The organism is Synechococcus sp. PCC 7336 (genome assembly GCF_000332275.1).
GTDB lineage: Bacteria > Cyanobacteriota > Cyanobacteriia > Thermostichales > PCC-7336 > PCC-7336.
Genome location: NZ_CM001776.1, coordinates 1,655,209 through 1,679,788 on the forward strand (window position 1 = coordinate 1,655,209; position 24,580 = coordinate 1,679,788).

The 24,580-nt window shown below is 54.5% G+C and carries 29 protein-coding genes and 1 pseudogene; 8 read left to right on the plus strand and 22 right to left on the minus strand.

What is annotated here, in order from left to right; all coding sequences use genetic code 11:
- Positions 1-315: 315 nt before the first annotated feature.
- From SYN7336_RS32200 to SYN7336_RS07950, 8 genes and pseudogenes are all read right to left on the minus strand, one after another.
- Positions 316-1,044 (minus strand): annotated as a pseudogene (locus SYN7336_RS32200) (DNA methyltransferase); the annotation flags it as partial.
- Positions 1,019-1,708, minus strand: a complete 690-nt coding sequence (locus SYN7336_RS30700) for a hypothetical protein (RefSeq protein ID WP_026100809.1) — start codon at positions 1,706-1,708, stop codon at positions 1,019-1,021. The gene SYN7336_RS30700 and the pseudogene SYN7336_RS32200, both read right to left, overlap by 26 nt.
- 72 nt (positions 1,709-1,780) lie before the next feature.
- Positions 1,781-2,149 carry a type II toxin-antitoxin system VapC family toxin gene (locus SYN7336_RS07925; RefSeq protein ID WP_017325395.1) on the minus strand — a complete coding sequence of 123 codons (369 nt, stop codon included), beginning with the start codon at positions 2,147-2,149 and terminating at the stop codon, positions 1,781-1,783.
- A gap of 9 nt (positions 2,150-2,158) precedes the next feature.
- Entirely contained in the window at positions 2,159-2,377 is a 219-nt protein-coding gene (locus SYN7336_RS07930; RefSeq protein WP_017325396.1) for a hypothetical protein, read from the minus strand.
- Positions 2,371-2,586, minus strand: coding sequence for a hypothetical protein (locus SYN7336_RS07935; protein ID WP_026100810.1), 216 nt, complete (start codon positions 2,584-2,586; stop codon positions 2,371-2,373). The genes SYN7336_RS07930 and SYN7336_RS07935 overlap by 7 nt, the downstream gene beginning before the upstream one ends.
- A gap of 57 nt (positions 2,587-2,643) precedes the next feature.
- Complete coding sequence (locus SYN7336_RS07940; RefSeq protein ID WP_017325397.1) at positions 2,644-2,856, minus strand: type II toxin-antitoxin system HicA family toxin; 213 nt, start codon at positions 2,854-2,856, stop codon at positions 2,644-2,646.
- Positions 2,857-2,866: 10 nt separating this feature from the next.
- Positions 2,867-3,076, minus strand: coding sequence for a type II toxin-antitoxin system HicB family antitoxin (locus tag SYN7336_RS07945; protein ID WP_017325398.1), 210 nt, complete (start codon positions 3,074-3,076; stop codon positions 2,867-2,869).
- A gap of 100 nt (positions 3,077-3,176) precedes the next feature.
- A complete protein-coding gene (locus SYN7336_RS07950; protein ID WP_202951149.1) occupies positions 3,177-3,758 on the minus strand; it encodes a hypothetical protein in 582 nt (193 codons plus the stop codon).
- A gap of 237 nt (positions 3,759-3,995) precedes the next feature.
- Here SYN7336_RS07950 and map point away from each other — a divergent pair, with 237 nt between their 5' ends.
- Together map and SYN7336_RS07960 are read left to right on the plus strand one after the other, a co-directional pair.
- Entirely contained in the window at positions 3,996-4,787 is a 792-nt protein-coding gene (gene map, locus SYN7336_RS07955) for a type I methionyl aminopeptidase (protein WP_017325400.1), read from the plus strand.
- Positions 4,788-4,958: 171 nt separating this feature from the next.
- Positions 4,959-5,300 carry a phage holin family protein gene (locus tag SYN7336_RS07960; protein ID WP_017325401.1) on the plus strand — a complete coding sequence of 114 codons (342 nt, stop codon included), beginning with the start codon at positions 4,959-4,961 and terminating at the stop codon, positions 5,298-5,300.
- 33 nt (positions 5,301-5,333) lie between these two features.
- On the opposite strand, the gene SYN7336_RS07965 is transcribed toward SYN7336_RS07960, so the two are convergent.
- Genes SYN7336_RS07965 through SYN7336_RS07980 form a run of 4 tightly spaced genes read right to left on the minus strand, consistent with a single transcriptional unit; the run spans position 5,334 to position 8,710 of the window.
- The gene (locus tag SYN7336_RS07965) at positions 5,334-6,362 is read right to left on the minus strand and encodes a M23 family metallopeptidase (RefSeq protein ID WP_017325402.1); all 1,029 of its coding nucleotides are present in this window, start codon (positions 6,360-6,362) and stop codon (positions 5,334-5,336) included.
- Positions 6,363-6,404: 42 nt separating this feature from the next.
- A complete protein-coding gene (gene cbiB / locus SYN7336_RS07970) occupies positions 6,405-7,388 on the minus strand; it encodes an adenosylcobinamide-phosphate synthase CbiB (protein ID WP_202951180.1) in 984 nt (327 codons plus the stop codon).
- A gap of 20 nt (positions 7,389-7,408) precedes the next feature.
- Positions 7,409-7,789, minus strand: coding sequence for a DUF1622 domain-containing protein (locus SYN7336_RS07975; RefSeq protein ID WP_017325404.1), 381 nt, complete (start codon positions 7,787-7,789; stop codon positions 7,409-7,411).
- A gap of 45 nt (positions 7,790-7,834) precedes the next feature.
- Entirely contained in the window at positions 7,835-8,710 is an 876-nt protein-coding gene (locus tag SYN7336_RS07980; protein WP_202951150.1) for a geranylgeranylglycerol-phosphate geranylgeranyltransferase, read from the minus strand.
- Between the two features lie 319 nt (positions 8,711-9,029).
- Here SYN7336_RS07980 and SYN7336_RS07985 point away from each other — a divergent pair, with 319 nt between their 5' ends.
- The 3 genes from SYN7336_RS07985 (at position 9,030) to SYN7336_RS07995 (ending at position 11,077) form a co-directional block, all read left to right on the plus strand.
- Positions 9,030-9,932: a hypothetical protein gene (locus SYN7336_RS07985; RefSeq protein ID WP_017325406.1), complete on the plus strand. Its 903-nt coding sequence runs from the start codon at positions 9,030-9,032 to the stop codon at positions 9,930-9,932.
- Positions 9,933-9,939: 7 nt separating this feature from the next.
- Positions 9,940-10,344, plus strand: a complete 405-nt coding sequence (locus SYN7336_RS07990; protein ID WP_017325407.1) for a DUF488 domain-containing protein — start codon at positions 9,940-9,942, stop codon at positions 10,342-10,344.
- 472 nt (positions 10,345-10,816) lie between these two features.
- Entirely contained in the window at positions 10,817-11,077 is a 261-nt protein-coding gene (locus SYN7336_RS07995; RefSeq protein WP_017325408.1) for a hypothetical protein, read from the plus strand.
- A 52-nt stretch (positions 11,078-11,129) separates the two neighbouring features.
- Here SYN7336_RS07995 and SYN7336_RS31490 read toward each other — a convergent pair whose 3' ends face one another.
- From SYN7336_RS31490 to SYN7336_RS08040, 10 genes are all read right to left on the minus strand, one after another.
- A complete protein-coding gene (locus SYN7336_RS31490; protein WP_017325409.1) occupies positions 11,130-11,339 on the minus strand; it encodes a hypothetical protein in 210 nt (69 codons plus the stop codon).
- A gap of 54 nt (positions 11,340-11,393) precedes the next feature.
- Entirely contained in the window at positions 11,394-11,477 is an 84-nt protein-coding gene (locus SYN7336_RS32945) for a pentapeptide repeat-containing protein (protein WP_227498663.1), read from the minus strand.
- A gap of 67 nt (positions 11,478-11,544) precedes the next feature.
- Positions 11,545-13,647 carry a TIGR00300 family protein gene (locus SYN7336_RS08005; RefSeq protein ID WP_038025812.1) on the minus strand — a complete coding sequence of 701 codons (2,103 nt, stop codon included), beginning with the start codon at positions 13,645-13,647 and terminating at the stop codon, positions 11,545-11,547.
- Between the two features lie 87 nt (positions 13,648-13,734).
- Positions 13,735-14,481, minus strand: a complete 747-nt coding sequence (locus SYN7336_RS08010) for a Uma2 family endonuclease (protein ID WP_017325411.1) — start codon at positions 14,479-14,481, stop codon at positions 13,735-13,737.
- Between the two features lie 22 nt (positions 14,482-14,503).
- Complete coding sequence (locus tag SYN7336_RS08015; protein ID WP_017325412.1) at positions 14,504-15,112, minus strand: aminodeoxychorismate/anthranilate synthase component II; 609 nt, start codon at positions 15,110-15,112, stop codon at positions 14,504-14,506.
- A 102-nt stretch (positions 15,113-15,214) separates the two neighbouring features.
- Positions 15,215-17,269 carry a sodium:proton antiporter gene (locus SYN7336_RS24990; protein WP_017325413.1) on the minus strand — a complete coding sequence of 685 codons (2,055 nt, stop codon included), beginning with the start codon at positions 17,267-17,269 and terminating at the stop codon, positions 15,215-15,217.
- Between the two features lie 194 nt (positions 17,270-17,463).
- Positions 17,464-18,063: a hypothetical protein gene (locus SYN7336_RS08025; RefSeq protein WP_017325414.1), complete on the minus strand. Its 600-nt coding sequence runs from the start codon at positions 18,061-18,063 to the stop codon at positions 17,464-17,466.
- Between the two features lie 106 nt (positions 18,064-18,169).
- A complete protein-coding gene (locus SYN7336_RS08030) occupies positions 18,170-19,162 on the minus strand; it encodes a DUF362 domain-containing protein (RefSeq protein WP_017325415.1) in 993 nt (330 codons plus the stop codon).
- A gap of 5 nt (positions 19,163-19,167) precedes the next feature.
- Positions 19,168-20,535, minus strand: coding sequence for a cytochrome c biogenesis protein (locus tag SYN7336_RS08035; RefSeq protein WP_017325416.1), 1,368 nt, complete (start codon positions 20,533-20,535; stop codon positions 19,168-19,170).
- A 44-nt stretch (positions 20,536-20,579) separates the two neighbouring features.
- Positions 20,580-21,311 (minus strand): cytochrome c biogenesis protein CcdA, encoded by a 732-nt coding sequence (locus tag SYN7336_RS08040; RefSeq protein ID WP_017325417.1) that lies wholly within the window; start codon positions 21,309-21,311, stop codon positions 20,580-20,582.
- A gap of 330 nt (positions 21,312-21,641) precedes the next feature.
- On the opposite strand from SYN7336_RS08040, the gene SYN7336_RS27810 reads away from it, so the two are divergent.
- From SYN7336_RS27810 to argC, 3 genes are all read left to right on the plus strand, one after another.
- On the plus strand, positions 21,642-22,157 hold the full coding sequence (locus SYN7336_RS27810; RefSeq protein ID WP_017325418.1) for a type II secretion system protein: 516 nt from the start codon (positions 21,642-21,644) through the stop codon (positions 22,155-22,157).
- Between the two features lie 178 nt (positions 22,158-22,335).
- Positions 22,336-23,379 carry a sirohydrochlorin chelatase gene (locus SYN7336_RS08050; protein ID WP_017325419.1) on the plus strand — a complete coding sequence of 348 codons (1,044 nt, stop codon included), beginning with the start codon at positions 22,336-22,338 and terminating at the stop codon, positions 23,377-23,379.
- Between the two features lie 140 nt (positions 23,380-23,519).
- Positions 23,520-24,575 carry an N-acetyl-gamma-glutamyl-phosphate reductase gene (gene argC / locus SYN7336_RS08055; protein WP_017325420.1) on the plus strand — a complete coding sequence of 352 codons (1,056 nt, stop codon included), beginning with the start codon at positions 23,520-23,522 and terminating at the stop codon, positions 24,573-24,575.
- Positions 24,576-24,580: the final 5 nt, after the last annotated feature.

Below are 24,580 nucleotides of genomic sequence, written 5' to 3' on the forward strand. Positions count from 1 at the left end.
GTTGAGATTGGTCAGTGCCTCCTCGACTTGGGGCTGATACTGTTCCCAAATCACGTCGATTTCGGCATTGTTGGCAATGGCTTTTAAAGTGATGTGGGGGACGCGATCGTAGACAAAGCCCTGGCGAATATTGCCGTAGGTGGGGGATTCTGAGGGAATAGTGCGGGTGAGTTCGGCTTCTTTCTGCTGCCCTGATTTGGAGTCTTTGAGTAGGTAGTAGGGGTAGCGGGCACCCATGATGCGGGCACGGGCTAGGGCTAGAGCGACGCGGGAAGTGTCGATGGCGATCCAGCGGCGGCCCCATTGTTCGGCGACGTAGGCAGTGGTGCCAGATCCGCAGGTGGGATCTAATACAAGATCGCCCGGGTCTGTAGCCATTAAAAGGCAGCGAGCAACTATTTGTGGATTAGTTTCTACCACGTAACTCTTCAGAGAAGCATCAAATCCCCAACGCAAGTCAGACCAGAGATTATTGATCGGAGCTATTTTGTAGTCATCAAGAAACCGAGCATATCTTAAGGAATTAGTTCTTTGATAGATACGACTTGCTTTGAGGAGATTGCTGAAGCCTGTCTTGTTTGTTTTCCAATGCTGTCCACTTGGGCAGTCAAAACATTTTCCCAAATGATCAACAGAAAATGAGCCTGAAAGTGTCTCCCCCTGACTAGTTGTTGAAGAATAAGTAGCTAATTGAATGAATTCTTTATCAGGATGTTTCTCAAGATCATTCCTCTTGACAGAAAGACCGCTCAAAGAATTGAAGAAATACTTATAGTCTTTTGCAAGGTCACTACTTTCATTTTTCTCTAAATATAACTGTCTGTATTTAACAACTTCTTTTCTCTTTGCATACCATAGGATAAAGTCTCCTACAGAGCCCAGTGTGCGAGTATCGCCGAATCCACTCGTTTTAGTCAAAAAAACAACTGATGTAAAATTTTCAGTGCCGAAAATTTCGTCTAAAAGTAACTTTATTTTGTCAAAGTTCTCATCTCCAATTTGCAAGAAAATCGAGCCACTATTCGTCAACAAATCCCTCGCCACCGTCAACCGATCGCGTAGAATAAGTCAAATACGAATGAATCCCATCCCGCCAAGTATCTCGAAACGCCTTCACCTGCTCTGGTTCCCGCGTAATGTGATCCGTCTTGCCATCCTTCACATCCCGACTCGTCGTAGACCACTGAAAATTCGAATTGAACTTAATCCTATAGGGCGGGTCGAGATAAATACACTGCACCTTCCCCCGCAGCCCCTCCCGCTCCGCCAAACTCGCCATCACCTGCAAGCTATCCCCCAAAATCATCCGGTTCGTCCAATGGGCATCGTGCTGATAAAACTCCGCCCCCTGCACCTCCTGCGGCAACCCATTAAAATCCGCAAACAAATCGAGCTGTTCATCCTGCCGCAACTCCGTCCGCTGCATCAAGTCATCAATCAACACCTTCGGATGCACCTTCTCCTGGATATACAGCGGCGGCGCACTCACCACCAAATCCGACCAATCCTGCTCATCCTTGCCCCGCCACACCAACTGCGGATCGAGATCCCGATTGCGGCGCTCATACGCCACCCGAATCGGACTCTTCTCCTCCTCCGCCATCACCGCCTGATACTCCGCCGTCGGGATATTCTTCCGCGTCGCCTCATCGTACTTCAGGGTTTCGACCTTCTTCGGTTGCTTGTTGGCAGATTTGCGAGGAGACATGATGGGGGATTGGTTATGGGTTAGGGTCAGTCGTTAGCCTTTGGCTCTAGTCGCTAGAAACTCGGCAGAACATTAGAGTAACGGTGAGGTCAGGCTGAGAGATTCGGCAATGGTTTTGAGGCGTTTATCTCGCGTCCAAAGTTCTGCATCGCCAACCAGAGAAACAGCAGTTAGCAAATGCAGATCGATCCAGCCGACACCACGTCCCATGAGCTGATGCGTATCGAGCAAGACCAAAACCTGGTCACTGGTAGCAGGTTGAATCGACGGCAGAGCCTGCCAACGCTTGAGCAAAAGCTGGCGATTTTTGAAGGAGCCGATCGCGAGTTCGCCCAGCACCATTTCATGCATCACAATTGTTCCCTGGCGCAGTTGCTCTGCTAAGAGCGGTTCCCCTTGCCGCAGATAATCAATCCAAACCGAGGTGTCAGCCAAAATCATTGCGCCCCTCTAAATGTCATACCGACGGCGAGGAATCACAGCCGCTTGTGGCTCAGTTCCGCCTAAATCCTCTAGCTTTGGCTCTTTGTCTGAGACTGGTAGCACCTGAGTATCATCAGCCTCGTCTTCGAGTAGGGTAACAATCGCCCTAGCCGACTTCACCGCTGGCTGTTCTTTAAGCCATTTAATCTCACCGTTCTCAATCATGACTTCGTAAGCTCTTAACATAATTTCATCTCCTGGGTTATTGTCAGCCGATCAGTCTGTCTGGGAGCGAGAGCCCGCTTGCGGCGATCATGCGCAACCTGAATCGTGCTTTTCTTCTCCTCCTCCATCACCGCTCGATACTCCGCCATCGGGATATGCTTCCGCGTCGCCTCCTCGTGCTTCAGGGTTTCGACTTTCTTCGGTTGCTTGTTGGCAGATTTGCGAGGCATAGCGTTGGGGATGTGAGAGATCAAGGGAGAAAGGGGCAAAGAGAAAAAACGTAAGGTTTAAGAGAACTGGATATCGGCTTGTTTCTCAATCGCCTTCAAAGTACCCATAGGAATGACTCTTTTGCTATGAATCGGGACGATCGCGGTACGGCGGGTTGCTGAATTGAATAGCTTGAGGTGGGAGCCCGTTTGGGAGACCTCAACAAAACCAGCAGCTTTGAGTTGCTCAATCACCTGTTTAGCGTTCAGGCGTGGAGTTTTGGAAGACATGACAGTTCCACTACAGCGCCAGTTCCACCACTTCTTTGGGCTTGCTGCCCTCTAAAAACTGGTCAGGAATCGGCTCCAGCATTAACTGAATCGCATCCTTGAGGTTCGCGATCGCTTCATCTTTGGTATCGCCAAAGGAAGAGACAAAATTGAGTTCTGGACAAGTTGCAGAGTAAGCAGTGGACTCCTCATCCCATTCAATGACAGCTCGAATAATCATGGTTAATTCCTGATGGTGATTTCATGAGGCTATGGGTGAGTGCGGGATATCGTGGGAACTTGCTGTCAATGCTAACAAGCTGGGCTGTGTCAAAAAATATCTACTGCGGTTGCGCGATCGCGGCCTCCACCACCTTGTCAAACTCCGACTGAATCTCAAACACCGCCCGAAACTCAGCAAACGCCCAACGCCCATAACTCCCCAAGTTATTCACCCCCGGAATCCAGTAGTTCCGCATCGTGCTGGCTTTATCCTTCGCGTCTTCACCGCGATACCCTTTAATTTCCACAATCAGATTCAGCGGATCGTCACGCCCATCATCCACCTGCACAATAAAATCGGGTTTGTACTTCCTCGGGGTAGAGCCATAGAGATAGGGCACCTCTAACCCCAGATTGTGGTTTTTGACATAAGCCCGCACCCGAGGTTGAGCCTCTGCCACTCGGCAAAACTCAGCCTCCCAATTACCATCGCAAATTACCCAGTTGATGTGGCAGCGACGAGCATCCGTCTGCCAACGATCGCCTTTCGACGTGTTGAAGTTGACATGGGCCGTCGAGCCCACAGGGTTGTAAGCATCCAAAATCGCCTTAATAGGCTTTTCGCCAACGCTCGCCTCAGTAATCGCCTTGCGAATGCGATCGCGATCGCCCTCACCTCGGCTATTTATAACCCACAACAAACAGGCTTGCACGCTTGAGAGAACGCCCGCTCGACAAGTATCGGGAGGCGATCGACCCTTGGTCCGAGGGGTTTGACAGGAGGAGGCTACACTACAATAAGGTTCGTGTGAAGCACGATCGCCCTGCTCGCACGCCGCGTTCCTTCTCGATTTTCAGAACTCACAATGACTCTTTCTAATCTCGGTAAAAAGCTAGCCTCGCGATCGCGGGGTATCTCTCGCGGTATCTCTTCCACAGTGCAATCGGGGCTGGATACCGTCTCGCAACCCAACCGCCGAATTGTGTTGCTGTCCAAACGGGAAATCGAGAAGATGCGGCGGGCAGGGCGGCTAGCGGCTCAACTGCTGGATTATTTAGAACCCCTGATCCAGCCGGGTATCAGCACTTTAGAACTGAATGACGAAGCGGAACGCTGGACTCGAGAGCGCGATGCCATTAGTGCGCCGCTGGGCTATCAAGGTTTTCCCAAATCCATTTGCACCAGTGTTAACGATGTCGTCTGCCACGGCATTCCCAATGCCAAGCAGATTTTGCGCGAGGGGGACATTATCAATGTCGATGTCACCCCGATTCTGGATGGCTTCCACGGGGATACCTCGAAGACCTTTTTTGTGGGCACTCCTTCTGCCAAGGCCAAGCATCTAGTGGAGGTGACTGAGGAATGTTTGCGACGGGGCATTGCAGAAGTCGCTCCTGGCAAGCGGGTTGGGGATATTGGCGCTGCTATTCAGGAGTATGCCGAGGGGCAAGGGTTTTCGGTGGTGCGGGAGTTTGTCGGCCACGGCGTCAATAAGGTGTTTCACACCGAACCGCAGATTCCCCATTACGGCAAGCGCGGCACCGGGCCTAAGTTTCGTCCGGGCATGACATTCACGATCGAGCCGATGATCAATGAGGGCAAGGCCGCGACGCGGGTATTGCCTGACAAGTGGACGGCAGTTACGGTCGATCGCAAGCTGTCTGCTCAGTTCGAGCACACGCTTGTGGTGACCGAGGATGGGGTTGAGATTCTGACCCTGGCAGACTGAGGCTGCACAGCGCCCCGAGTTCTGTTGGGGGGCGAGACAGAGAATTTTTTGCCCGATCGCTGCTGCCAGCGAAAATGGCCGGGATGTTTGAGAGTGACGATCTGGCTATTGATTGTCAGTCGCATCACCTGTCACACTTCTGACAGATAGACTCTGGTGGTTATCGACCTCATGCTTGGAATTCTCGTTGTTTGGCTGGTCACAAGTGTCAGCCTGTTTATCATTTCCAAAGTGCCCTTCATTGGTGTGGAGATCGTCAGCTTCGAGAAAGCGATGATTTCAGCAGCCGTCTTTGGCATTCTGAATGCGATCTTGGGAGGCATTTTGCGCTTTCTTGCTTTGCCGTTCAATTTTTTGACCTTGGGTTTGGTCTTCTTCCTCATCAATGCGTTCATCTTTGGCCTTGCCGCCAAGTTAGTCGAAGGGTTTCGTCTCAAAAATGGCATTGCAAGCGCGATCTTGGGAGCCTTGGCTCTCAGCATCCTGAACTCGCTAATCTTCCGCATTCTGTAATCGCGCAGCGTTTCCGAGCTCTGCCCGAACAGCTCATTCCAACACGATCGCCCGTTCTACATCCAACAGAACCTCCCCCTGGCGGACGAGTTGATATTGACCCAACCAGCGATCGCCTTCGCGACCTTCCCTCCTCAATCGCTTGCCCGCAAAACTCAGCCAAATCCGCTGGTTCCGAAGCTCCCCTTGCTTTTCAGCAGCGATGCTGCCATCGGGAGCAATGAGCTGAATGCGCTCCTCGTCCCCATCCAATACGCCATAAGCCTGTACCCAAAACACGAGGGCGGCACTGTCTGACGGGAGGCGATCGCCCGCAAACTCCCCCGCCCACAATTGCCCCAACTCTGGCGGTTGGGGTGCAAACCCCGCTCTGACTAAACCCGTCGGCTGATAGGCCAGCGATACATTCCACAGAGACTGGCGATCGCCCCCGCAACCCTCGCTCCCCTCAACTCCAACAAAGGGGTCAATGACGCGACCTTCGCGACGCACCGTCAGGTGAACGTGGGGAAATGAAGCCAATCCCGACATGCCCACCAACCCCAACAATTGGCCGCGCTCGACTCTATCCCCCGGTTGTACTGCAACACTCCCCTGTCGTAGGTGACAGTATTGGGTTTCCCAACCGTCTCCGAGATCGACAACAATGCCGTTGCCGCACTCCCTATCGGATACGGCAGCTCGTTGCTCGTCTGAGACGACGCGGCGATCGAGAACCCCGTCCCGCACCCGCAAGACAGTTCCCGCTGACGACGCCACCACTGGCACCCCTGCGGCCATCGCCGCCGCATCGGGAATGGCAAAATCAGTGCCCTTGTGGCCGTCATAGGTCATCCGTCCGCAGCCAAAATCGACCGCACCGGGACCGGAATCGCGATCGACGTATTGCAAGATAAAGCAGTCTTGCCCGAGGTCGCAGTCAATGGGTAAACCGAACGACGGTAGAGACTGAGCGGATGAAACCGCAAACCGAGCCAGAAGGGCAAGAGAAATCCCTAGAGCTAGCAGCACTTGCCAGAGCGAGCGTTGCCAATGCGAATTCCGGTGGCTTTTCAAACTCATCGAACTGTCCAGAACTGCTTGTGTAGAGACCGTAGTGATAGCCTAACTGAACCCTTCTATCCCTCGTCGAGCTGCGCAGGCGATCGCGTACAACAGACTAATGCCCCCCAGCCAACAGAGCATCACTTTGCGCAACCAGGTCACACTCTCTTGCACCGCCGTTGGAGTCGGGCTGCAATTGGGTTTCCCCAAGCGCGGTTTGAGCACTTTAACGCCTCCGTACAGATTTTCGCCCCCCAATTGCACCCCCAACAGCCAAGCAAATGCCGCTTCGCTCCAACCCGAATTGGGACTCGGATCTTGGCAAGCATCGCTGGCGCAGCGGCGCAAATACTGCCACGGTTCCCTGCTCCAGAGGGCCAGCGCGATCGCAGTCAATCGGCAGGGCAGCCAAGTGGCGGCATCTTCCAGGCGGGCGGGAACTCGGCCCAAGTGGGTATAGGGTTCTCGCCGATAGCCCACCATCGAGTCGAGGGTGCTGAGGGCTTTGTAGGCAAATGCTAGGGGTGCTCCACCGATCGCCGCGTAAAACAAGGGGGCAGTCGCTCCGTCGGGGGTGTTTTCGGCCACAGTTTCGATCGCTGCCCGACAAATTTCGGCTTCGTCCAAAGCTTCGGTGTCGCGACCGACGTAACGGCTGAGTAGGTGGCGGGCAGTCGGCAAATCCTGTTGCTGGAGTGGGGGTAAGAGGGAGAGGGCTGCGAGACGCAAGCTTTTGGCTCCCAGACAACTGGCCAGTAGGACGACATGAGTGACGACACCAGCCCAAGGGTGCCAGCGGGTGGCGAGCCAGATAGAAGTGGCGGCAAAGGCATAACTCCCGAGGAGCAACAGTCCCGTCAGGACTGCACCGCCCCATTGTTGCTGCCGAGGCTGGGGGCAAATTTGCAAAATCAGCCGTTTGCCAAGCGCGATCGCCGCCCCCATTGCCTGCACGGGATGGTACCAACTCCAGGGATCGGCTAGCAGGAAATCGAGCAGCAAAGCTCCGGCTAGGGCGATCGCGGGGGGAGGGTGAGGCAACACAATACTCCGATACACTCCCTTTAACCTTTTGTTTCTTGCAAGCCCGTTTTTCGTGTGGATTCGGCTTCGGCTTCCAGCTCTTTGTTGAGGAAGTAGTTGAGAAAAGTCCGGATCAAAGCGATCGCCCCCAGTTTACCTAGCGCCTCAAACGACGGAGCAATCGTGCTGGTCAGGATGTCGGCTCCCAACTGAAATTCCAGTGCTAGAGCCAGCCAGGAGCCGAAGCGCAACCGCAAGAGCACAAAACGGTAGTCTTGAAGGCGAAAGGATTGTAGGAGCGCCAATCGCAGGGTGGTTGCCAAGGCGAGAAAAACGCACAGGACCGAAATCGCCTCCAGAACAAACTTGAGGAGCCCTACAACTTCAGCCAAGCTACTTTCTAGATACCCAATCCACTGCATATGTGATGTTTTCCCAACGCTGACCTTACAGTACAGCGCGGTACTTTACGAGGGTGGTGCAGTACCTAACAAACCAATAATGCCGAACAACATGCCCAACCGTTCCCAAATAATAAAACTGTCGTAGGCGATCGCACTGCGGTGCAGTTGATAGCGAATCAGAGCGATCGCCAAACTCAGCAGCATTGCCCCAGCAAAGACGGCAAACCAAAGGGGGCGAGCCATTGGCAGCAGGAATAAGGCGCTGGGGATGGAAGCCATCAGGGTAGCGATTGCCCCCCAGGCAATTCCAAATGCCGTTCTATCTCCCCACCGGTTCGCAATCGTCGTCACGCCGCGATCGCGATCGCCTTTCGCATCGTGTACGTCCCAAATAATTTCCTTTGCCCATTGATAGACAAACAAAAAGCCAGTGGAATACACCATCGCAAACGGTCGATGAGCCACCAATCCTCCGAATAGAATCAGTGCAGCAATCACGGCGGCCACGATCGCATTGCCGAGGATGCCACTGTAGGCAAGGATCTGCGAATAATGCCACAACAAGGGGATGACCATTGCGACCAATAGGAATGGATAGAGGCCGAGATGAAGGGCGGCGATCGCCGCTGTAGTAAACAAAGCGATCGCCGCTCTGCGGGCTTGTGCCAGCGAGAGACGACCGGAGGGAAGAGGTCTGTCGGCATGATTGATGCGATCTTTGTCTAAATCCCAATAATCGTTAATCGCACAGGCGGCTGAGTACATGCATGCTAGGACGATCCCGGCGAGTAGATAGCGATCGAGTGCCATAGCGGAATTGAGGGCATAGACAGTCGTGCAGCCCGCTAAAGCGGCAAGAATTGCTACGGGCAACCGAAACAGATGCGCAAACGCTCTGCTCTGTTCGAGCCAAGAATTTGTCGGGGAAGAAGATGGCACCACAATCGACCTCATCGCAAAGGACTGGAGGTCGCTTTCTCTATCTCTATGATAGTGAGTCTAAAACTTGACAGATTGGGGGGTACGCTCGTCGCGAGCTAAGAGGTGGTTTTAAGAAAAAGCGATCGCCCTTGTGTCGCAGTGCGCAATGGTTTAATCTTTACTGCAAGGCTTCTTTGTATGTATTTCTCTATAGTTGTCACTACTTAGCATTTACGGCTCTACCGGACCCAGTATGCTAGTTCCATGCCAAAGCTGCTCAAAGCCTTGCTAGCAATGGATTAGACGGTAAAACATACCTCTTTATGGTCAAGATCTCATGAAAGCCTTACCTAGAAGGGCTTTTGGGCTCTTCAGGGCGACGGACAGCATAGCCAGAACCGATGAGCCGCATTTACATAAATCTATAATGACTTATGAGACACGCAAGATTCTCATAGTTACCAAGACTTATCCTGAAATAAGCACGAAGTACTTTGAGACCGTCTGTACCGCTGGAATTCTGCTTGATGACGCCGAGTGGCCTTTACAGTGGATTCGGATTTATCCCATTAGATTTAGGGAACTCGACAGCAACCAGCGATACGCTAAGTGGTCGATAATCAGTGCTGCTATTGAGAAGAATCCAAACGATAATCGGGCTGAGAGCTATCGAATCAAAGATGACTCCATTGAGATTGTTCGTCGTATCGACACTAGTAATGGCTGGGAAGAGCGCCGACAATATTTCGAGCCCCTGATTTTCAGGTCGATCGATGACATCAAAGCACAAAGCAAATCTCTTGGAGCCATCAAGCCCACCATTACCGGATACCTGTACGAAGAGACCGATAGAGATTGGCCTTCCGCTAAGCAGGCAATACTCGATCAAGGAGATTTATTTAGAGATGAAAATCCCTTTTCCAATTTAGAAAAAATTCCTTATAAGTTTTTCTACAGATTTACGGATGAAGGTGGACTTCACAAATGCTCGATTATCGATTGGGAGATTGCCCAGCTATACAGAAGCATGAAGAGGAAGTCCGGAAAGCCTTCAGAACAAGGAAGGGAAGAAGAGGCACTAGAGAAAGTAAGAATCAAGTTGATGGAAGAATTTCTTCCTAAAGATCTGTACTTTCTTATGGGGAATATACGAAAATATCCTCAGAACTTTGTTATCATTGGCATAATTTATCCTCCTCAAAGAAAGCCTCGACAGCTAAAATTAAATCTTTTGAGCTAGTTTTCGAATGATAAAAGCAACAATTTATACTTTTGGCTACGGAAACCGTAGCAACTACGACGATCTCCGATCGGCCCTTCTTGAAAATGAGATCTCTACATTGGTGGATGTGAGGAAGAATCCTCGCGGTTGGAGCGCGATCTGGGGTGCCAAGAAGCTTGCCTCCTTCTGTGACTCTCTGGGAATCGAGTATCTGTCAAAGAAAGACTTAGGAAACGACTCGGGCAACAGTACTTGGGAGCCACCTGATAGGGCGTTAGCTGAGGCTGCACTAGTGGATGTCTCGAAGCTAGCTGAGCGTCGAAACATTTTGCTGATGTGTGCTGAAAAGGATTGGAACCGCTGTCATCGGGCAGAGGTATCTGAACGAGTCAAGACAATGGTGGGGGCTGGAGTCGTGCATCTTTCCTGATAGAGCGAAGGGGTCTCCCGCCTGCTCAAACCCCCTCCATCTCAGGCGAGAAAAGTATCACTCTCTAAATCTCAGCAAAGTTTATACGAGAACCATCATTTAAGGCTGCCATCGAGGGGTGAGAGCAAGAAACGGTCCTATAAAATAAAGGACAATCGCCCATACCTACTTCAGGTGCGATCGCCCCTGACTGATGCATGACGCTCTCGGTGGGCTAGGTAGTCTGTAGGCAACGAATTACATTGACAAGCCGTGACGCCTGACGAGTGGCCTGCATTCTCCGAACTAGAGCCAAGTTACATGAGCGGATGGGAGACGGCATTCTTAGGACTTATTTTGCTGGCAATGGTCGGATGGGTCTTCTTTCGCGGTGGCGAGTAAATTCTCTGAGCCTTCCAGTAGTAGCGATCGCCCAGCCCACTGACCGGGAAGCCCCCATCAGCTAAGCTCGAAAAAACTGAGTAGGCCCGACATGGACCCCGAGATCGGAGAAGAGCTGGACAGACTGGAAAGAATCGCCTCCCTCAATCTCCAGACGAGCACCAACAATCTCGAAGCGATCGGCCAATTGCGGGAAGTGCAAGAGCGATCGCAGAGGCAAATCGACCAACAGGGCAGACAGATCGGCCAATTGCGGGAGGCGCAAGAGCGATCGCAGAGGCAGATCGACTCACTGGCAGAATCGACAGCCCAACTCAAACAGGCGGTGGACTACTTGCAGAGCAAGGATTGACTCGTGGGGGCGATCGCGCTTTTCGAGTTGAAGGCGATCGCTTGCTGAAACTTTAGAACGGTAGAAAATAGCTCAGTCCATTTTCAGGTGTGTACTCGCTCCATAAGGCTGCAAGCCCATTACCAGTGACCTTGAAAATGCTCGCCCTGCCGATCGAGCCAGCCCCACGAGAACGGTAGAGACCAGCACCTAGAGCAAAAGCCTCATCTTCGTAGCCGTCTATTTTGCCAGCGGCTAAGTCTTCAAGTCGGCGATCGAACATGTCGTGAAATATAAGGCTCGTGTTGCGGTAGCCGACGTTCTCGGTAAGCGTCCCTCAAAGATTGTAGGCATCCCCCAAGTAAGCGTTCCGGAGGTTGGCCTCTAGGAGGTAAGCATTTTGCAGGTTAGCTCCCCTCAAGTTGCTTGGAGAAACCTGCAGTCCAACTAGGTCAGCACCTCTAATGGGTCGTTAAACAGAGTACCGCTTAGCCTTGCAGCACAGGCTGCTCCATACGATGCAATTGTTGCACCAGCAAGCTGAGGAACAGACCCACATCCGTGACAATCCCGATGGATTCTAGCGAGCCGCGATCGGCCAACTTGGTCACCACTGCTGGGTTGATATCGACGCAAATCAGCTTCACACCCGCCGGAGTCATATTGCCTACCCCAATGGAGTGCAGCATGGTGGATAGCATCAAAATCGTATCGGCCCCCCGCACCAGCTCGGCATAATCCTTTTGGGCCTCAATCAGATCCATCTGCGTATCGGGCAAAGGACCGTCATCTCGAATAGAGCCCGCTAGGGCAAACGGCACCCCCTGATGCACGCACTCGTAGAAGATGCCCGCAGTAACCTCTTCAGCCTCTACTGCTGCCGCAATGCTGCCATGCTTGCGAATTAAATTAATCGTTTTGAGGTGGTGGCGGTGCCCCCCTTTAACGGCATTACCGCGCTGCAGGTCTACCCCCAGCGACGTACCGTACAAATTCTGCTCTAAATCGTGAACGGCGATCGCGTTGCCTCCCAGCAGCCCCTGCACGTAGCCAGCGCGGATCAGCGAGGCCAGGTGGGGGCCTGCCCCCGTATGGACCACCACGGGACCGGGGACCACAACGGTCTTGCCACCCCGATCGCGCACTCGACGCAGTTCCCAGGCCACTTGCTCCACCACCAACTCCACCCGCCGCTCGCTGGAGACACTGGAGCCCATAAATGTAAACTCCTGCTGCGATCGCTTCGGGATGGGCTGTTGCACTGTGCGAATGCCCTCCAGACCGCAGACGACGCGATCGCCCAGCTGCAGATCGCGAATCAAGCGGCAGTCAGCCTGCAGATTTCCCTCTGGGTCGCGCCCGATCGCGATCGTGCCGTCCATCCGCTGGTTATCCACCGTCAGCCACTGCCCCTCCGCCAGCACCTCTGTCGGATAAATGGAGGTGACGTAAAAATCCTCCGGTGCCACCCCTGCCACAAGCACGGTTTCCAAGCAGGCGTCCCGCCTGGTTGCTGCCGCCACGCGAGCACCCTTCGCAATTAACTGACTGAGGATATCCTCCAGTTCCACCGCACTGGCAGCACAAACCTGCAACTGGACAGACGAGGTACTCTGCCGCTGCTTCCCGAGCTGAAACTGTCCAATCTGAAAACTGCCCCCGCCCTCCACAATGGTGTCGAGTGCGTCGTTGAGCAAGTTGTTGTCGATCAGGTGTCCTTCTAGAGCGATCGCGCGACTGCAAACGGCCACCCGCTCGGTCGCGTCTGGAGCCAAGCTTTCGGTCAGCCGCAGGGTCAAACATTTCGCAGCTCCACCCGCTTTGAGAAATTCTGCCAGATCGATTTCGAGGACAGTAAAGCCTCGCTCCTCTAGGATGACTCGCAACTCGGGACTGACTCGATTGACGAGCAGAGTGCCGTCAATCTCCACCCCATTGCAGGCAAAGTTAACGGCATCCGATTCGGCGATCGCAATGCGTTTGTCTGCTGGAACCCGCAGCTCGATCGTGCGATTGGAATAGGCATCGAATGCATCGGGGTAGTAGAGGAGATAGCCGTCGGACAGGGGGCAAAAACAGGTATCGAGATGATAAAAGCGGCGATCGACCAAATGTAACGACAGCACCTCGATCCCCAGCCACTTGGCCAGCAACGGGTGAGCTTCCAACATCGTGCGAAAGCCATAGCCCGCCCACAACCAACGTCCGGCGCGATCGAGCAGAGCATCGCCCGCCCCTTCAAACGCAATCTCTGCCGGAAGCTCGCAAACGGTATACCCCCGCCGCTCGAACCAGGCTTTGAAATAGGGTTCTTCCCCCTGTCGCTCGGCATGATAGAAGCGACTGAGCACTACTGTCTGCTCGAGAATCAGTCCGGCATTGGCCGTGAAGACCATATCGGGCCAACCCGGTTCGGGGTCGATGAGATCGACTTCAGCGCATTCCCGCAGCCTTTCATACAACTGCTGCCACTGCCGAGCAGCCCTCTCCCGCGACGAGCGATGGAGGTTCCCCTCCATCCAAGGGTTGATAGCGTAGTCGATGGCGTAGTGGTCGGGCGGGCACATCAAGTACCGGATCGGGCTGGTCATAACAAAAGCTCTGAAGACGGGCAAAAACTCTATCGGGCAGGCAAGAATTGCTCGAACTATTGTGGCGATCGCAAGCCAGCAAGTCCCCTAAATCTCGTCGGGATCGACCCCCATTTCTCTCAATTTTGCGGCCAAACGCTCCGCCCGCCGCTGCGCCCGCTCCAGATCGCTGAGAATCCAGTTGCCGTCGGCGTCATACCACCGCAGCCAAAGGCGATTGACCTGCCGATACGTTCCCGACCACAATCCCAACCCAATCCCGAGCTCGTCCAGCCAGAATCTCGCTTCCGACAGGGCAACTTCCCGGAACTGCTCTCCCGATCGCCGAAACGCCCTCAACTGGTCCGTATAGCGATCGAACGCGATGTAGTAAGGCACTTGCAACACTTGTTCGTAGACTTGCCATTTCGTCGGCGGACGATCCTGCTGTGGCTGGGTTTTGCCTAAATCCTCCCGCTCCGTGCCAGGGGATAGCAATTCCACCACCACAAACGGACTGACACCCTCTTGCCAAATCACATAACTCAAGCGCAAATCGCTCTCGTCATAGAGCCGAGGCACCCCCACCACCCCAAACCAATCGGGTCGTTTATACCATTGAGGACGATCGAGATCGTAGTAAAGGTTGAGGTCCGAGCCGGTAAAAATGCGATCGCGATCGTAGCTAACCGGAATGAATGTCTCGCTCAATAATTGGGGCTGCAGCAGGTGAAATTCGTCGGGCAAGCCGGACTCCTCTAGGGCTTCGCTGGGCAAGTCGTACATCGTCGGCAACAGCTGCCGAGGAAAGCCGGAGCGATCCGTATGCTCTGTGAGAGGACGAGTGGAGGTCATGGAGGAGAGGCGAGCTTTAGCCCTATTTTAGCGAGACTCGGATACTCCCCCGTTCCGAACGATGGCAGGTCTCGATAAAGTTCTGCAGTAGCGATTTGCCCACCTCCGTCAAAATACTTTCGGGATGGAATTGCACCCCTTGCAAATGGGGATAGTCGCGGTGACGCAGGCCCATAATAATGCCGTCTTCAGTCCAAGCGGTCACTTCGAGCACTTGCGGGCAACTGTCGCGATCGACCATCAGACTGTGGTAGCGGGTGGCGGTGAAGGGATTGGGCAGCCCCGAGAACAGGCCGCAATTGTTGTGATAGATGGGGGATGTTTTGCCGTGCATGAGTTCGGGGGCGCGTACCACCTTGCCCCCGAAGGCTTGACCGATGGATTGATGCCCGAGACACACCCCTAGAATGGGGAGTTCGGCGGCCATTGTGCGAATCACCTCCAGGGAAATACCGGCATCGTCAGGACGCCCCGGGCCGGGAGAGATCGCTATACCGGCGGGCTCAAAGGCCCGAATAGCGGCTAAATCAATCTCATCGTTGCGACGAACCTGGACCTCGGCCCCCAACTCGCCCAGGTATTGCACGATGTTGTAGGTAAAGCTGTCGTAGTTATCGATGACGAGAAGCACGGCTGCGACTGATGAAGGAACTGACGGTTATTCTAGCGTTCCGGCATTCCACTGTCCGCAGTTGATTCAATCTGTGGCTGCCCCCCTGGATGTCGATCGCTGCTATGCCTCCGGTTGCGGTTGTAAGGGCATCCCATCCGCTGGGGCGGAACGCGAAGAACTGGACTCCCGGGCGGGTTGGGCTAGGGGGGCGATCGGCTTATATTGAATTGCGATCGCGCTGGCTTCCCGCTCCAAGCAAAACAGCTCGTCCCCAGGTCGCCAGTCTTGGGAGTGGGGAAATAGGATGTAGGCTTCTTTGCGGCGCAGAGCAATGGGCAAGAGAAAATCACTGCTGGCAAACTCCACCAACTTTGCCAGCAACTGAGCGAGGTTGTCGTTGCTGATGGTTGGCAATTGCGAAGGCTTGTCGAACTCGCCTTCTATAGCTGACGTGCGAGAGCGCTCTTGTGCGGAACCGCTGACCAACTGCGCAGCCCATTGCGGCGGTCGATCGCGGCTGAGAGCAGGTAATTGTAGCGGCTTGAGATGAATCTTTTCCCGATGCACGTAGGTGTTCCAGCGCTCGATCGCAGCACTGCCGCCAGCAATATCTTCAACGGCTGCCGAACTGTTCTGTCCGGGAGGAAGCGCCGCTAACACGCGCGAAATATCGTAGGTTTTGGCGGCTAACTCTGCAATGGCTTGGTTGACATCGCCATTCAGCGAGATCGCCACCAACTGGTCGGCCCGCTCCAAGCCCGCCCGAGCCAGCACCGATGCGTCGAGGGCATTTCCATAAATGACTGTCAGTCCGGGCTTTCCCTTGTAATTCTCCCACTCTCCCCGCTGGGGTGGAGTGTTGACGCGTGTCTGCTGGTGGGCGATCGCCGCCACCGGTTGGTCTCCCTCGCGCAATAACTCAGCCACCCGCAAGCCAATGGCATTGTTGCTCACCACCACCGTTGTGCCTCCCTCTTTGAGGTCCAGCAGTTGAGCGACTAGCCCCGCACTCAACCCCTGCAGGACGACTGTAGAAGCGATCGTCAAAAACACCAATGCTTTGACCGCCTCTCCCCCGGCAATTTGGCGTTCGGCCAACACTAAGGCAAACAGCGAAGACACCGAGGCGGCCACAATGCCGCGAGGGGCCATCCAAGCGGCAAAGACTTTTTCCCGCCAGGTGAGCTCTCCCCCCAAGGTACACAGCAAAATACTCAGCGGTCTCACCAACAGCATTAAGGTGGCAACCGTGCCCGCGGCCCCCCAGCCCAACACAGTGAATGACTTGAGGGAGAGATTGGCGGTCAGCAAAATGAATAAGACCGACACCGCCAGCAAAACCAACTGCCCCTGAAAGCGGCGCACCTGTCGCTCTTTAATTTCGGCCACCTGCCGCAACGCGATCCCCGCTGTAACAGCAGCCATCAATCCCGATTCGGCCAGCAAAGACTGGGACAGGGCGTAAATGCCCAGGGCACTGGCGAGCACGACGGAGTTGGTCAGTTCTTCGCTAAAAAAGTTTTGAAATTTTTTGAGCAACTGTCCCACGATCCAGCCCCCCACGGCTCCGATCGCCCCCCCGAGGGCCAAAGATCCCGCCAATTGCTCTACGGCAAACACCAGTTGCTTTGAATTGGGATCTCCAGCCACCGCCAGATTTAAGACCGCTAGTGCCAAGATGGCCCCAATCGGATCGATCAGCACCCCTTCCCCCTCTAACAGGGAACTGAGAGACTCGCTCACCCGCACCCGCTTGAGAATGGGGTTAATGACCGTTGGCCCCGTAACCACCACGAGCGAGCTGTAAATAAAGGCAATTCTCCAGGGAAATTCTCCCAAATAGTGGGAGGCGATCGCCCCTCCCAATAGGGTGATCGTGGCCCCCAAACTCACCAGCCGCCACAAACTCCCCGAAACGCGCCCCAAGGTTTTGAGATTGAGATTGAGCCCCCCTTCGAACAAAATCAGGGCCACCGATAGGGCCACAATCACTTCAATGCCGGTCCCCAAAAGCTGCGGGCGTATAATGCCCCAACCGTCCGGCCCCAACAACACGCCGAACAACAGCAGAAACACAATGCTGGGCAGCTTGACGATATTCGCCAAGACTTGGGCTCCAATCCCGGCCACCAATACGGCGACCATCATGGTGGTTAGGGTTGCAGACTGTTCCATAATGCTGGTTCGTCGCCGAACCGGAGCCTCCAGTCAAACCAATTGGATAAGCCTCTATTGTACAAATCTCTATTATGTAGATTCTCTAGTGTAATGAAGGAGAAGAGCCAAATGGAGTTCCCCAGCGTGTCAGCACCCTAGGCTCTAGTGTGCTCGATAATACCCGTTTAGCTTGGATTCTGTACGAGTCCCGCTTAAGTGGGTTGTAGAAAGGGGAGTGCGGTATTGCTGGGCGAGAGTCCCACCAGCGAGAAGCCTTGCTTGGCGATGGTTTTGAGCTCGGCAGGACGTAGGCTATAGGGCCAGACGAGATATTTGGTGTTGATATAGTCTTTGCCCTCGCGTGCGAGGCTGACATGTTCGGTGGTCATCATGGCGCGGGGGCCTCGCAAGACGATCGCTTCGGTTTGCCGCAGGCGATAGAGCAATTGGCTAAACGATTCTTGCGGTTGCTGCACGACAACGGCGATCGCGATATCGCAGGGGTTGTAATAGCTGCCATCGCCGCACAGCAATAGCGCTTCGCAAGCCAGCACTTCGGTGAGGTTGTCTTCGAATGCCACCACAGGATAGAGAAAAGACCGAATTTGGGCCACTTGCCAAGAATTAAACGAATGGTGCCCCGTACTGCCCCGCACCCAACTGGATACCGGCGGGATGACAGCTTCGCTCAAAAGGCGATAGACCTCTTGCGGGCGACCCAGCCAGCAGAGGGCATTTTCGTAAAATTGACGGGCAACTGCCAGCTCCGTTGCATCCATCGCCTCAGAGATTGGCATCGGGGGATAGGCCATAGTGCTGCCAGTCAACTCGCGAATTTCAGATCGAGGAAATAGCTTGCCCGTTTGAGGGGGAGAAGCTGACGCAGGTTGTATTTTGGGCCGAGATCCCGGTCAATGCTCAGGCGCGACGACTCGGCAGGGTGCGCGCTTCAGACCAGAGGGTCAACAAGTGTTTGAGGGTCGATCTCAAGACTCGCGGCGCACCAAAATCGATCGGCACTATCCGATCGGGCAACTGCCAATCTTCACAGCGCAACTCCTGCCAATTTGCACCCACAATCTCGATCTCGCCCATCTCGGGCATTGACCCCAATGCTCGTCCGGCGATGTAGATGGGTACCGTTTGGGGATCGACAGCCAGAATTTCCATTAACAGGCGATCGAGGGCAAACACGTTGGCAGAAGCGGCCAATACCCCTAAAGGACGGGGGGTGCCACCGCTGGGGCCGTTGCCTTCGTGACCGATAATGCCGTCCGCAATCGTCAGTTGGGGGGCGATCGCCAATGCCGTTTCCACTAGCATCTTGCCAAACCGCAGTTGGTCTTTGCCTGCCTCCATGTGCCACCAAGCCTTCATCTTGCCAGGAACGCAGCCAAACAGGTTCTTAACCCCCAACGTAACCGTCAACTGCATGTGAGACTTGACTTTGGGCAAGTTGATAACCACATCTGCCCCTAACGCTTCTCGGCTCAGACGCAAATGTTCGAAGGTGCTGCCCTCGGGGGTGTTGAACCGCTGGCCGCGAAATTCCACAATCGGGACATCGAGGGCTTCGCAAATGGGAACGAGGCCGTTTTGAGAGGCGACGCCATAAGCGCTGCCAAAGGCCGGACTATCGCCAATGAAGGGCTTGCCCCCCGCCTCGCGTACCGCTTCGGCGACCACCCGAACGAGTTCGGGACGAGTGGTGCATTCATTCTGGGGGCGAGCCCCAGTGAGCAAATTGGGTTTGAGCAATACGCAGGGAGATTGGACGTTTGTGGCCGATTGCAGCAAGCCGGTCATACCTCCCCAGGGGGCCAACAGTTCGACCAGAGCGTGGCGCAGCAGATCTAGGTCGTACCGAGCAACCTGTTGCAGACTGACGAGGGGCTGGGAAGGGACGGGCACTGTGTTTACTCCTGGGCGATCGCGGCGGGCTCCACACCCACATTGTTTTCCACCGTAACAGGTGGATCGATGGAGAGGCGATCGAGGATGCGACAAAACTCTCGCTCGAAAGTCACTAAGGCACGATTGGTTTTGCCTCCGATGTAAAGTTCTGACTCCGTTTGCAATGCCCAAATCTGGCTGTGACTGACATAGCTCATCAAGACCGCCACCATCAACAGACCAAATCCGGTATAAACAATGGGAATGCCGGGATCGGACTTAATTTGCAAGCCTGTGGCCCCAATCAAGTCATCTAGGTAGATCGTTTGTCCCGCCACGTCAAAGCTGGAACCCGCTCGCATCGGCCCGACGAGATTGCCGTCTTTGCCATAAATCAACACCGTGCCCTGAAAATCTGGCACCAGCATCGTCAGCCCTTCCGACAGGTCGGGCTTAGTGGGAATAAACGTGCCCCACAGCTTGTTGTCCCCCGGTTGGCGCAGCGGAGTTAGCGGCAATCTTAGGGAAGGACTGTGATTAATCCGCACGATCGCCGAGTCCACCGTCCAATCCGCTTGATACAGAGTTACCCCCTTGTATTTGAGCGGCTGGTTGACAAAAATCGTTTTGCGCTGCGCCTCTTCGCCCCCATCCAGAATGGATAGATCGGAATAAAACTGCTTGATGCGGCCATCCTCGGCGTAGTCAATCCAAAAGCGATTGACGTGGATTTGCCAATCGGGCAGCGCCTGTTGGGCCAACGCCCCCCTCTCGATCGTCCGTTGAATTCCGGCTGTGCTGCCGCTCGGAACGATTAGCTGGGTTTTAAAGCCAGTCAGAGACCCCCAGATGGCCCCTGCCAGAATCAGCAACATACTGGCGTGAACGACAATCGGACCAATTTTGCCGATGATGCCTTTGCGGGCGTAGAGCTTGTCTCCATCGCGAAAGGTGAGATAGCGCTGCTGCTGCAGTTGGGTTTCGAGCGCATCCAGCTTTGGACGGGTCAGAGTGGCGCTGAGGGCTAATTTGCGGAAGGATTGCGGACGGGTGTAGTAGCTCCAGCGGCGGGCTACTTTGAGCATGGGCCACTGGCGCGTGAAGGTGCAGGCTGCCAGACTCGACCCAAACAGAATTAAAAGGGCCAGAAACCAGGCGGAGCTATAAACCCGATTGAGCCCCAAGCCCAGCAGCACTTTCCAGGTCAGAAAGCCAAATTTCGCAGGCACTTCGGGGTAAAAGTTTTGGTAATACGCTAGGGTTTCACCCTGTTCGATAAAGGTGCCGGTGGCAGAGGCGATCGCGATAACGATCAGTAGGGCGATCGCCAATTTGAGATCCGCCAACAGCGGCAACAGTTCGTGGCGAAAATAGCGCGAAATTGCTTTCATAAACCTGTCAGAGATAAATTGTCCCGCAATCGAAACCTGCTGTCTCAAGCCAGTTGCGTCAAAATTGAGAGGGTGCCAAATCCGACTAATAGCCCTCCACTGCCGTAGGTGAGCCAGCGGGACCAACTGCGCGCCGACAATAATTGTTTGAGCAGACCGGTAAACGTGCCAGCAACGATCAGCGGCGAAACCAGCCCCAGCGCATACACCAACAACAATCCGCCCCCCAGCGTGGGATTGCCGCTCGTGGAGACCCAACCCAATAGTGCCACCAGTACGGGGGTGCTGCAGGGGGAGGCAATCAACCCGAACGTCAGCCCCAGTAGCACAGACCGCAAAGCAGTAGGCCATTGCTGGGGAATTTCTTTGTCGGCCAGCCAATTGGGAAATTGCAGTGGCAGGATTTCCAGTAGATTGAGGCCCATGGCGATCGCCACTCCCCCCATCAGCAGCGGCCAAAAATTGCCCACCTGACCGTAGATGCGACCTAGCAGTGCTGCAGAGAGCCCCAAGGCAGATAGCGTCACGGCCAATCCCAGCGCAAACCAGATCGATTGCACCGTCGCCTGCCACCGCTGTTGCGTTTCGCTATAGCCACCGATATACCCCACCGTAATGGGCAGCATCGACAACATGCAGGGGGACAGACTGGTGACCAATCCCGCTCCAAACACCACAGCCAGACTGACAGGTGTCAAATGAATCAGTTGAGCGCGAACTAATCCGTCCGCCCATCCTTCTGTTTGGTAAAGCCAAAGCTGCAACGGGTCCCACATGGGTTTGGCGCATCAGTGTACTGCAGTTTTGAGTCTAGCAGGGGAGCCGCGATCGCAAGACCCCCAGGCGATCGCGCAGAAGGACATCTCCACCGCAAAACTGCTGGGGGGCAAGGGATGCTGAAACCTCCATCAATCCCCTTAAGGTAATCTGCAAGCCCGAACTTTCAGGGTTATTACGTATCTTCGAAACCAAAAATGGCAGATGTACCGATCGTTTTCCCCATCACTTTGTTCAAACTACAACTAAGACAAGCAATGAATGCGTCAATCATGATTCTTTTTGATACTCATTCCCTGTCCTCGAACAGTCATTTAATTCTCAGGACCATGCAATTACCCTCTAAAATCCGTCCCTGCCGACAAGCAACCAATGGCTTTACCCTAATTGAACTACTGGCGGTCACTGTTGTCTTGGGAGTCCTCTCAGCCGTCGCAGTCCCAGTGTTGGCCAACAACATAGAACGGGCTAGAGTTGCTGCGACCGCGAGCGAGATGAAGAGCTTTGCCGATGGCATCTACACGTATGCATTGCTGACGGGAGCCTACCCCAACGACTCTCACAATGCGATTCCACCAGGCACTGAAGGATACATCAACGATGTGGCCTTCCTTCAAGATGCTCCCATCGGCGGACGATATAACTGGGAGGGAACAAATAGTATTTACGACTATGTGGGTGTTGCTCTGGATAATTCCCCTGCCCCGAATAATGTTTTAGTGATGCTCGATGAAGCTCTCGATGACGGCAACTTAACTAGCGGTCGCTTTAGGAATGATGGTCCTAGCGGACGACCGACATTGATTGTGGAAGAATGCGGTACTGGCCTCGCGCCTGCCTGCTAGGCGAATGATTTGCGACAAAGTCCAGGGATGAAACAGGCAAACGGGGCTGATTATTGCCCCGTTTTTCGTGCTTTGGTAGTAGGCTTGACATGAATTGGGGCTGGCGAGATCGCTTTGGGTCCGGTTTAGACCTGCGGTATTCTGATAGCTCCATCGATTTGCAAGCGAGGAAAGATTCTTGAGCACTAGTACTGGGGCGATCGAGTCAACTACACCATCTCCCGTCACAACTGCGAATCGGACAGAGTTGCAAGAGGAGAAGAACCCACGCTCGCCCCTGCCGGTTTTATTGGTGGGCCACGGTTCCCGCGATCCGCAGGGTCGTCAGGCCATTCTCGATTTGGCTGCAGCCTACGCTCAATTCGATCTCAGCCGCCCGGTGATTCCTTGCTTTCTCGAATTGACCGAGCCCACCATTGCCGATGGTGTGGCAGAGTGCGATCGCCTCGGGCTGCACGAAGCTGTTGCACTGCCCGTATTGTTATTTGGGGCGCGTCATAACAAATTCGATATCACCAACGAACTCGATGCCCTCCAGCGCCAACATCCCCATATGACCTTCTACTACGGCGCGCCGATGGGGATTTCGACGGACTTATTGGATCTGCTGCGGCAGCGCCTCGCACAGGTGGAGGCGGGCCTGCCCCCCTTGCCCAAACAGGACACCGTGTTGCTATTTGTGGGTCGGGGCTCCAGCGACCCCGAAGCCAATAGCGAAGCCTATAAGTTAGCGCGTCTGTTGTGGGAAGGGTCGGGCTATCGCTCTGTGGAAATCTGCTTTGTGGGTATTACCCACCCTCGCCTGGAGGCGGGCTTCGATCGCGCCCTCAGCTTCCAACCCAGGCGCATTCTCGTCGTACCTTACTTCCTTTTCACGGGGGTATTGGTGAAGAAAATTCAAGCGGCAACAGTCGCCCGCGATCGCGCACATCCCGATGTCGAGATGGTCTGCTTGCCAGAATTGGGAATTGCACCTGCAGTACTGCAGTCACTGTACCGACGCGAGCGGGAAGCGCAGGCGGGCGAAGTCCGCATGAATTGTCACCTGTGCAAATTTCGCATTGCCGCTAGCGAGGCGTTGAGTCCGGGCGCTCTCCACCACCATCACAACCTCAGTTCTCACAGCCACGGCCCCCATCGCCACGATTGCGATGGCGAAGCGGTTGTGGATCCATATGCTGCCCCAATTCACTACCATCAACGGGTTTGGCAGCTTCCTTAACCCGCCTGGGTGGCGCTAGGGCGATCGCATCGAACGGTATTCGCCAATTGACTGACCGGTTTGTACGAACCTCCAGAACTACAGGTTCGTGATAAGACATTAGAGTCTTTACCCAGCCCGTACGCGAGAGGGAAGCAATTGTGCCAGAAGGCCAGCTCGATGTCGGTGTTATTGGCACTCCCGAATACGGCAGCCAGTTACTGCTCGATCGCTTGCGACAACATCCCAGGGTTCGTATTGCCGCAGATCTGACGGATTGGGGAGAAGCAATTTCTGGAACGTTTCAACACGACCCGAGCTGGGTACTCGATGCCGCTCTGGCCAATATCGATCGCGATCGCCTTGCAGAACAGTGTCAAGTTCTCTTTCTGGCCCTCCCTCGCGGTTGCGCGTTGGCCCTCGTCCCCGATCTGCTGCCGCTCGGCTGCCGCATTATCGATTTATCTGCAGATTATCGCCTGCACGATCTCGATCTCTATCGGACGTGGTACAGCCAGGGGCAATCCCCCAACCCGTCAGTCTGGCTAGCAGAGGAAGATATTCGCCAAACGGCTACCTACGGACTGCCCGAACTGTTTCGCAGCGCAATCTCCACAGCAACCCTCGTCGCCTGTCCGGGGGAGTTTGCCACGGCTAGCCTTTTGGCGATCGCCCCCCTGTTACGACAGGGATTTATCGATCCCGATCGCATCGCAATCGACGCTAAAGCCGGACTGCCCGCGCTCGCAGATCGCGATCGCCCCAAGACTGCCGATCGCCTTTCTGGCATTTGGACCGAGAGCGTAGGCCAGCATTGTCAGACCCCCGAAATTGAAAGGGTTTGCAGCGATCTGGTCGGTCGAGGCGTAGCCGTACAATTTACTGTTCATCGGGTTCCCATCGAACGGGGCTTGCTGGTGACGGTCTACGCCCCCATCCGCGATCCGGGGCTGGTTAACGAAGATTTGCTAACCATCTACAAGGCGTTCTACAAACAATCCGCCTGGATTGAGTTGTTGCCGAGCGGACAGTTCCCCTACAGCCAGCAGGTGGTGGATACCAATATTTGCTCTGTGGGCCTCACCCTCGATGGCCGAACCAATCGCCTGGTGGTACTAGCCACTCTGGACGAGAAGCTCAAGGGAAGCATCGGCCAAGCGATTCAGTGTCTCAATATCGTGGCAGGTTGGGACGAAACTCTAGGATTGCCACAATAGTCGAG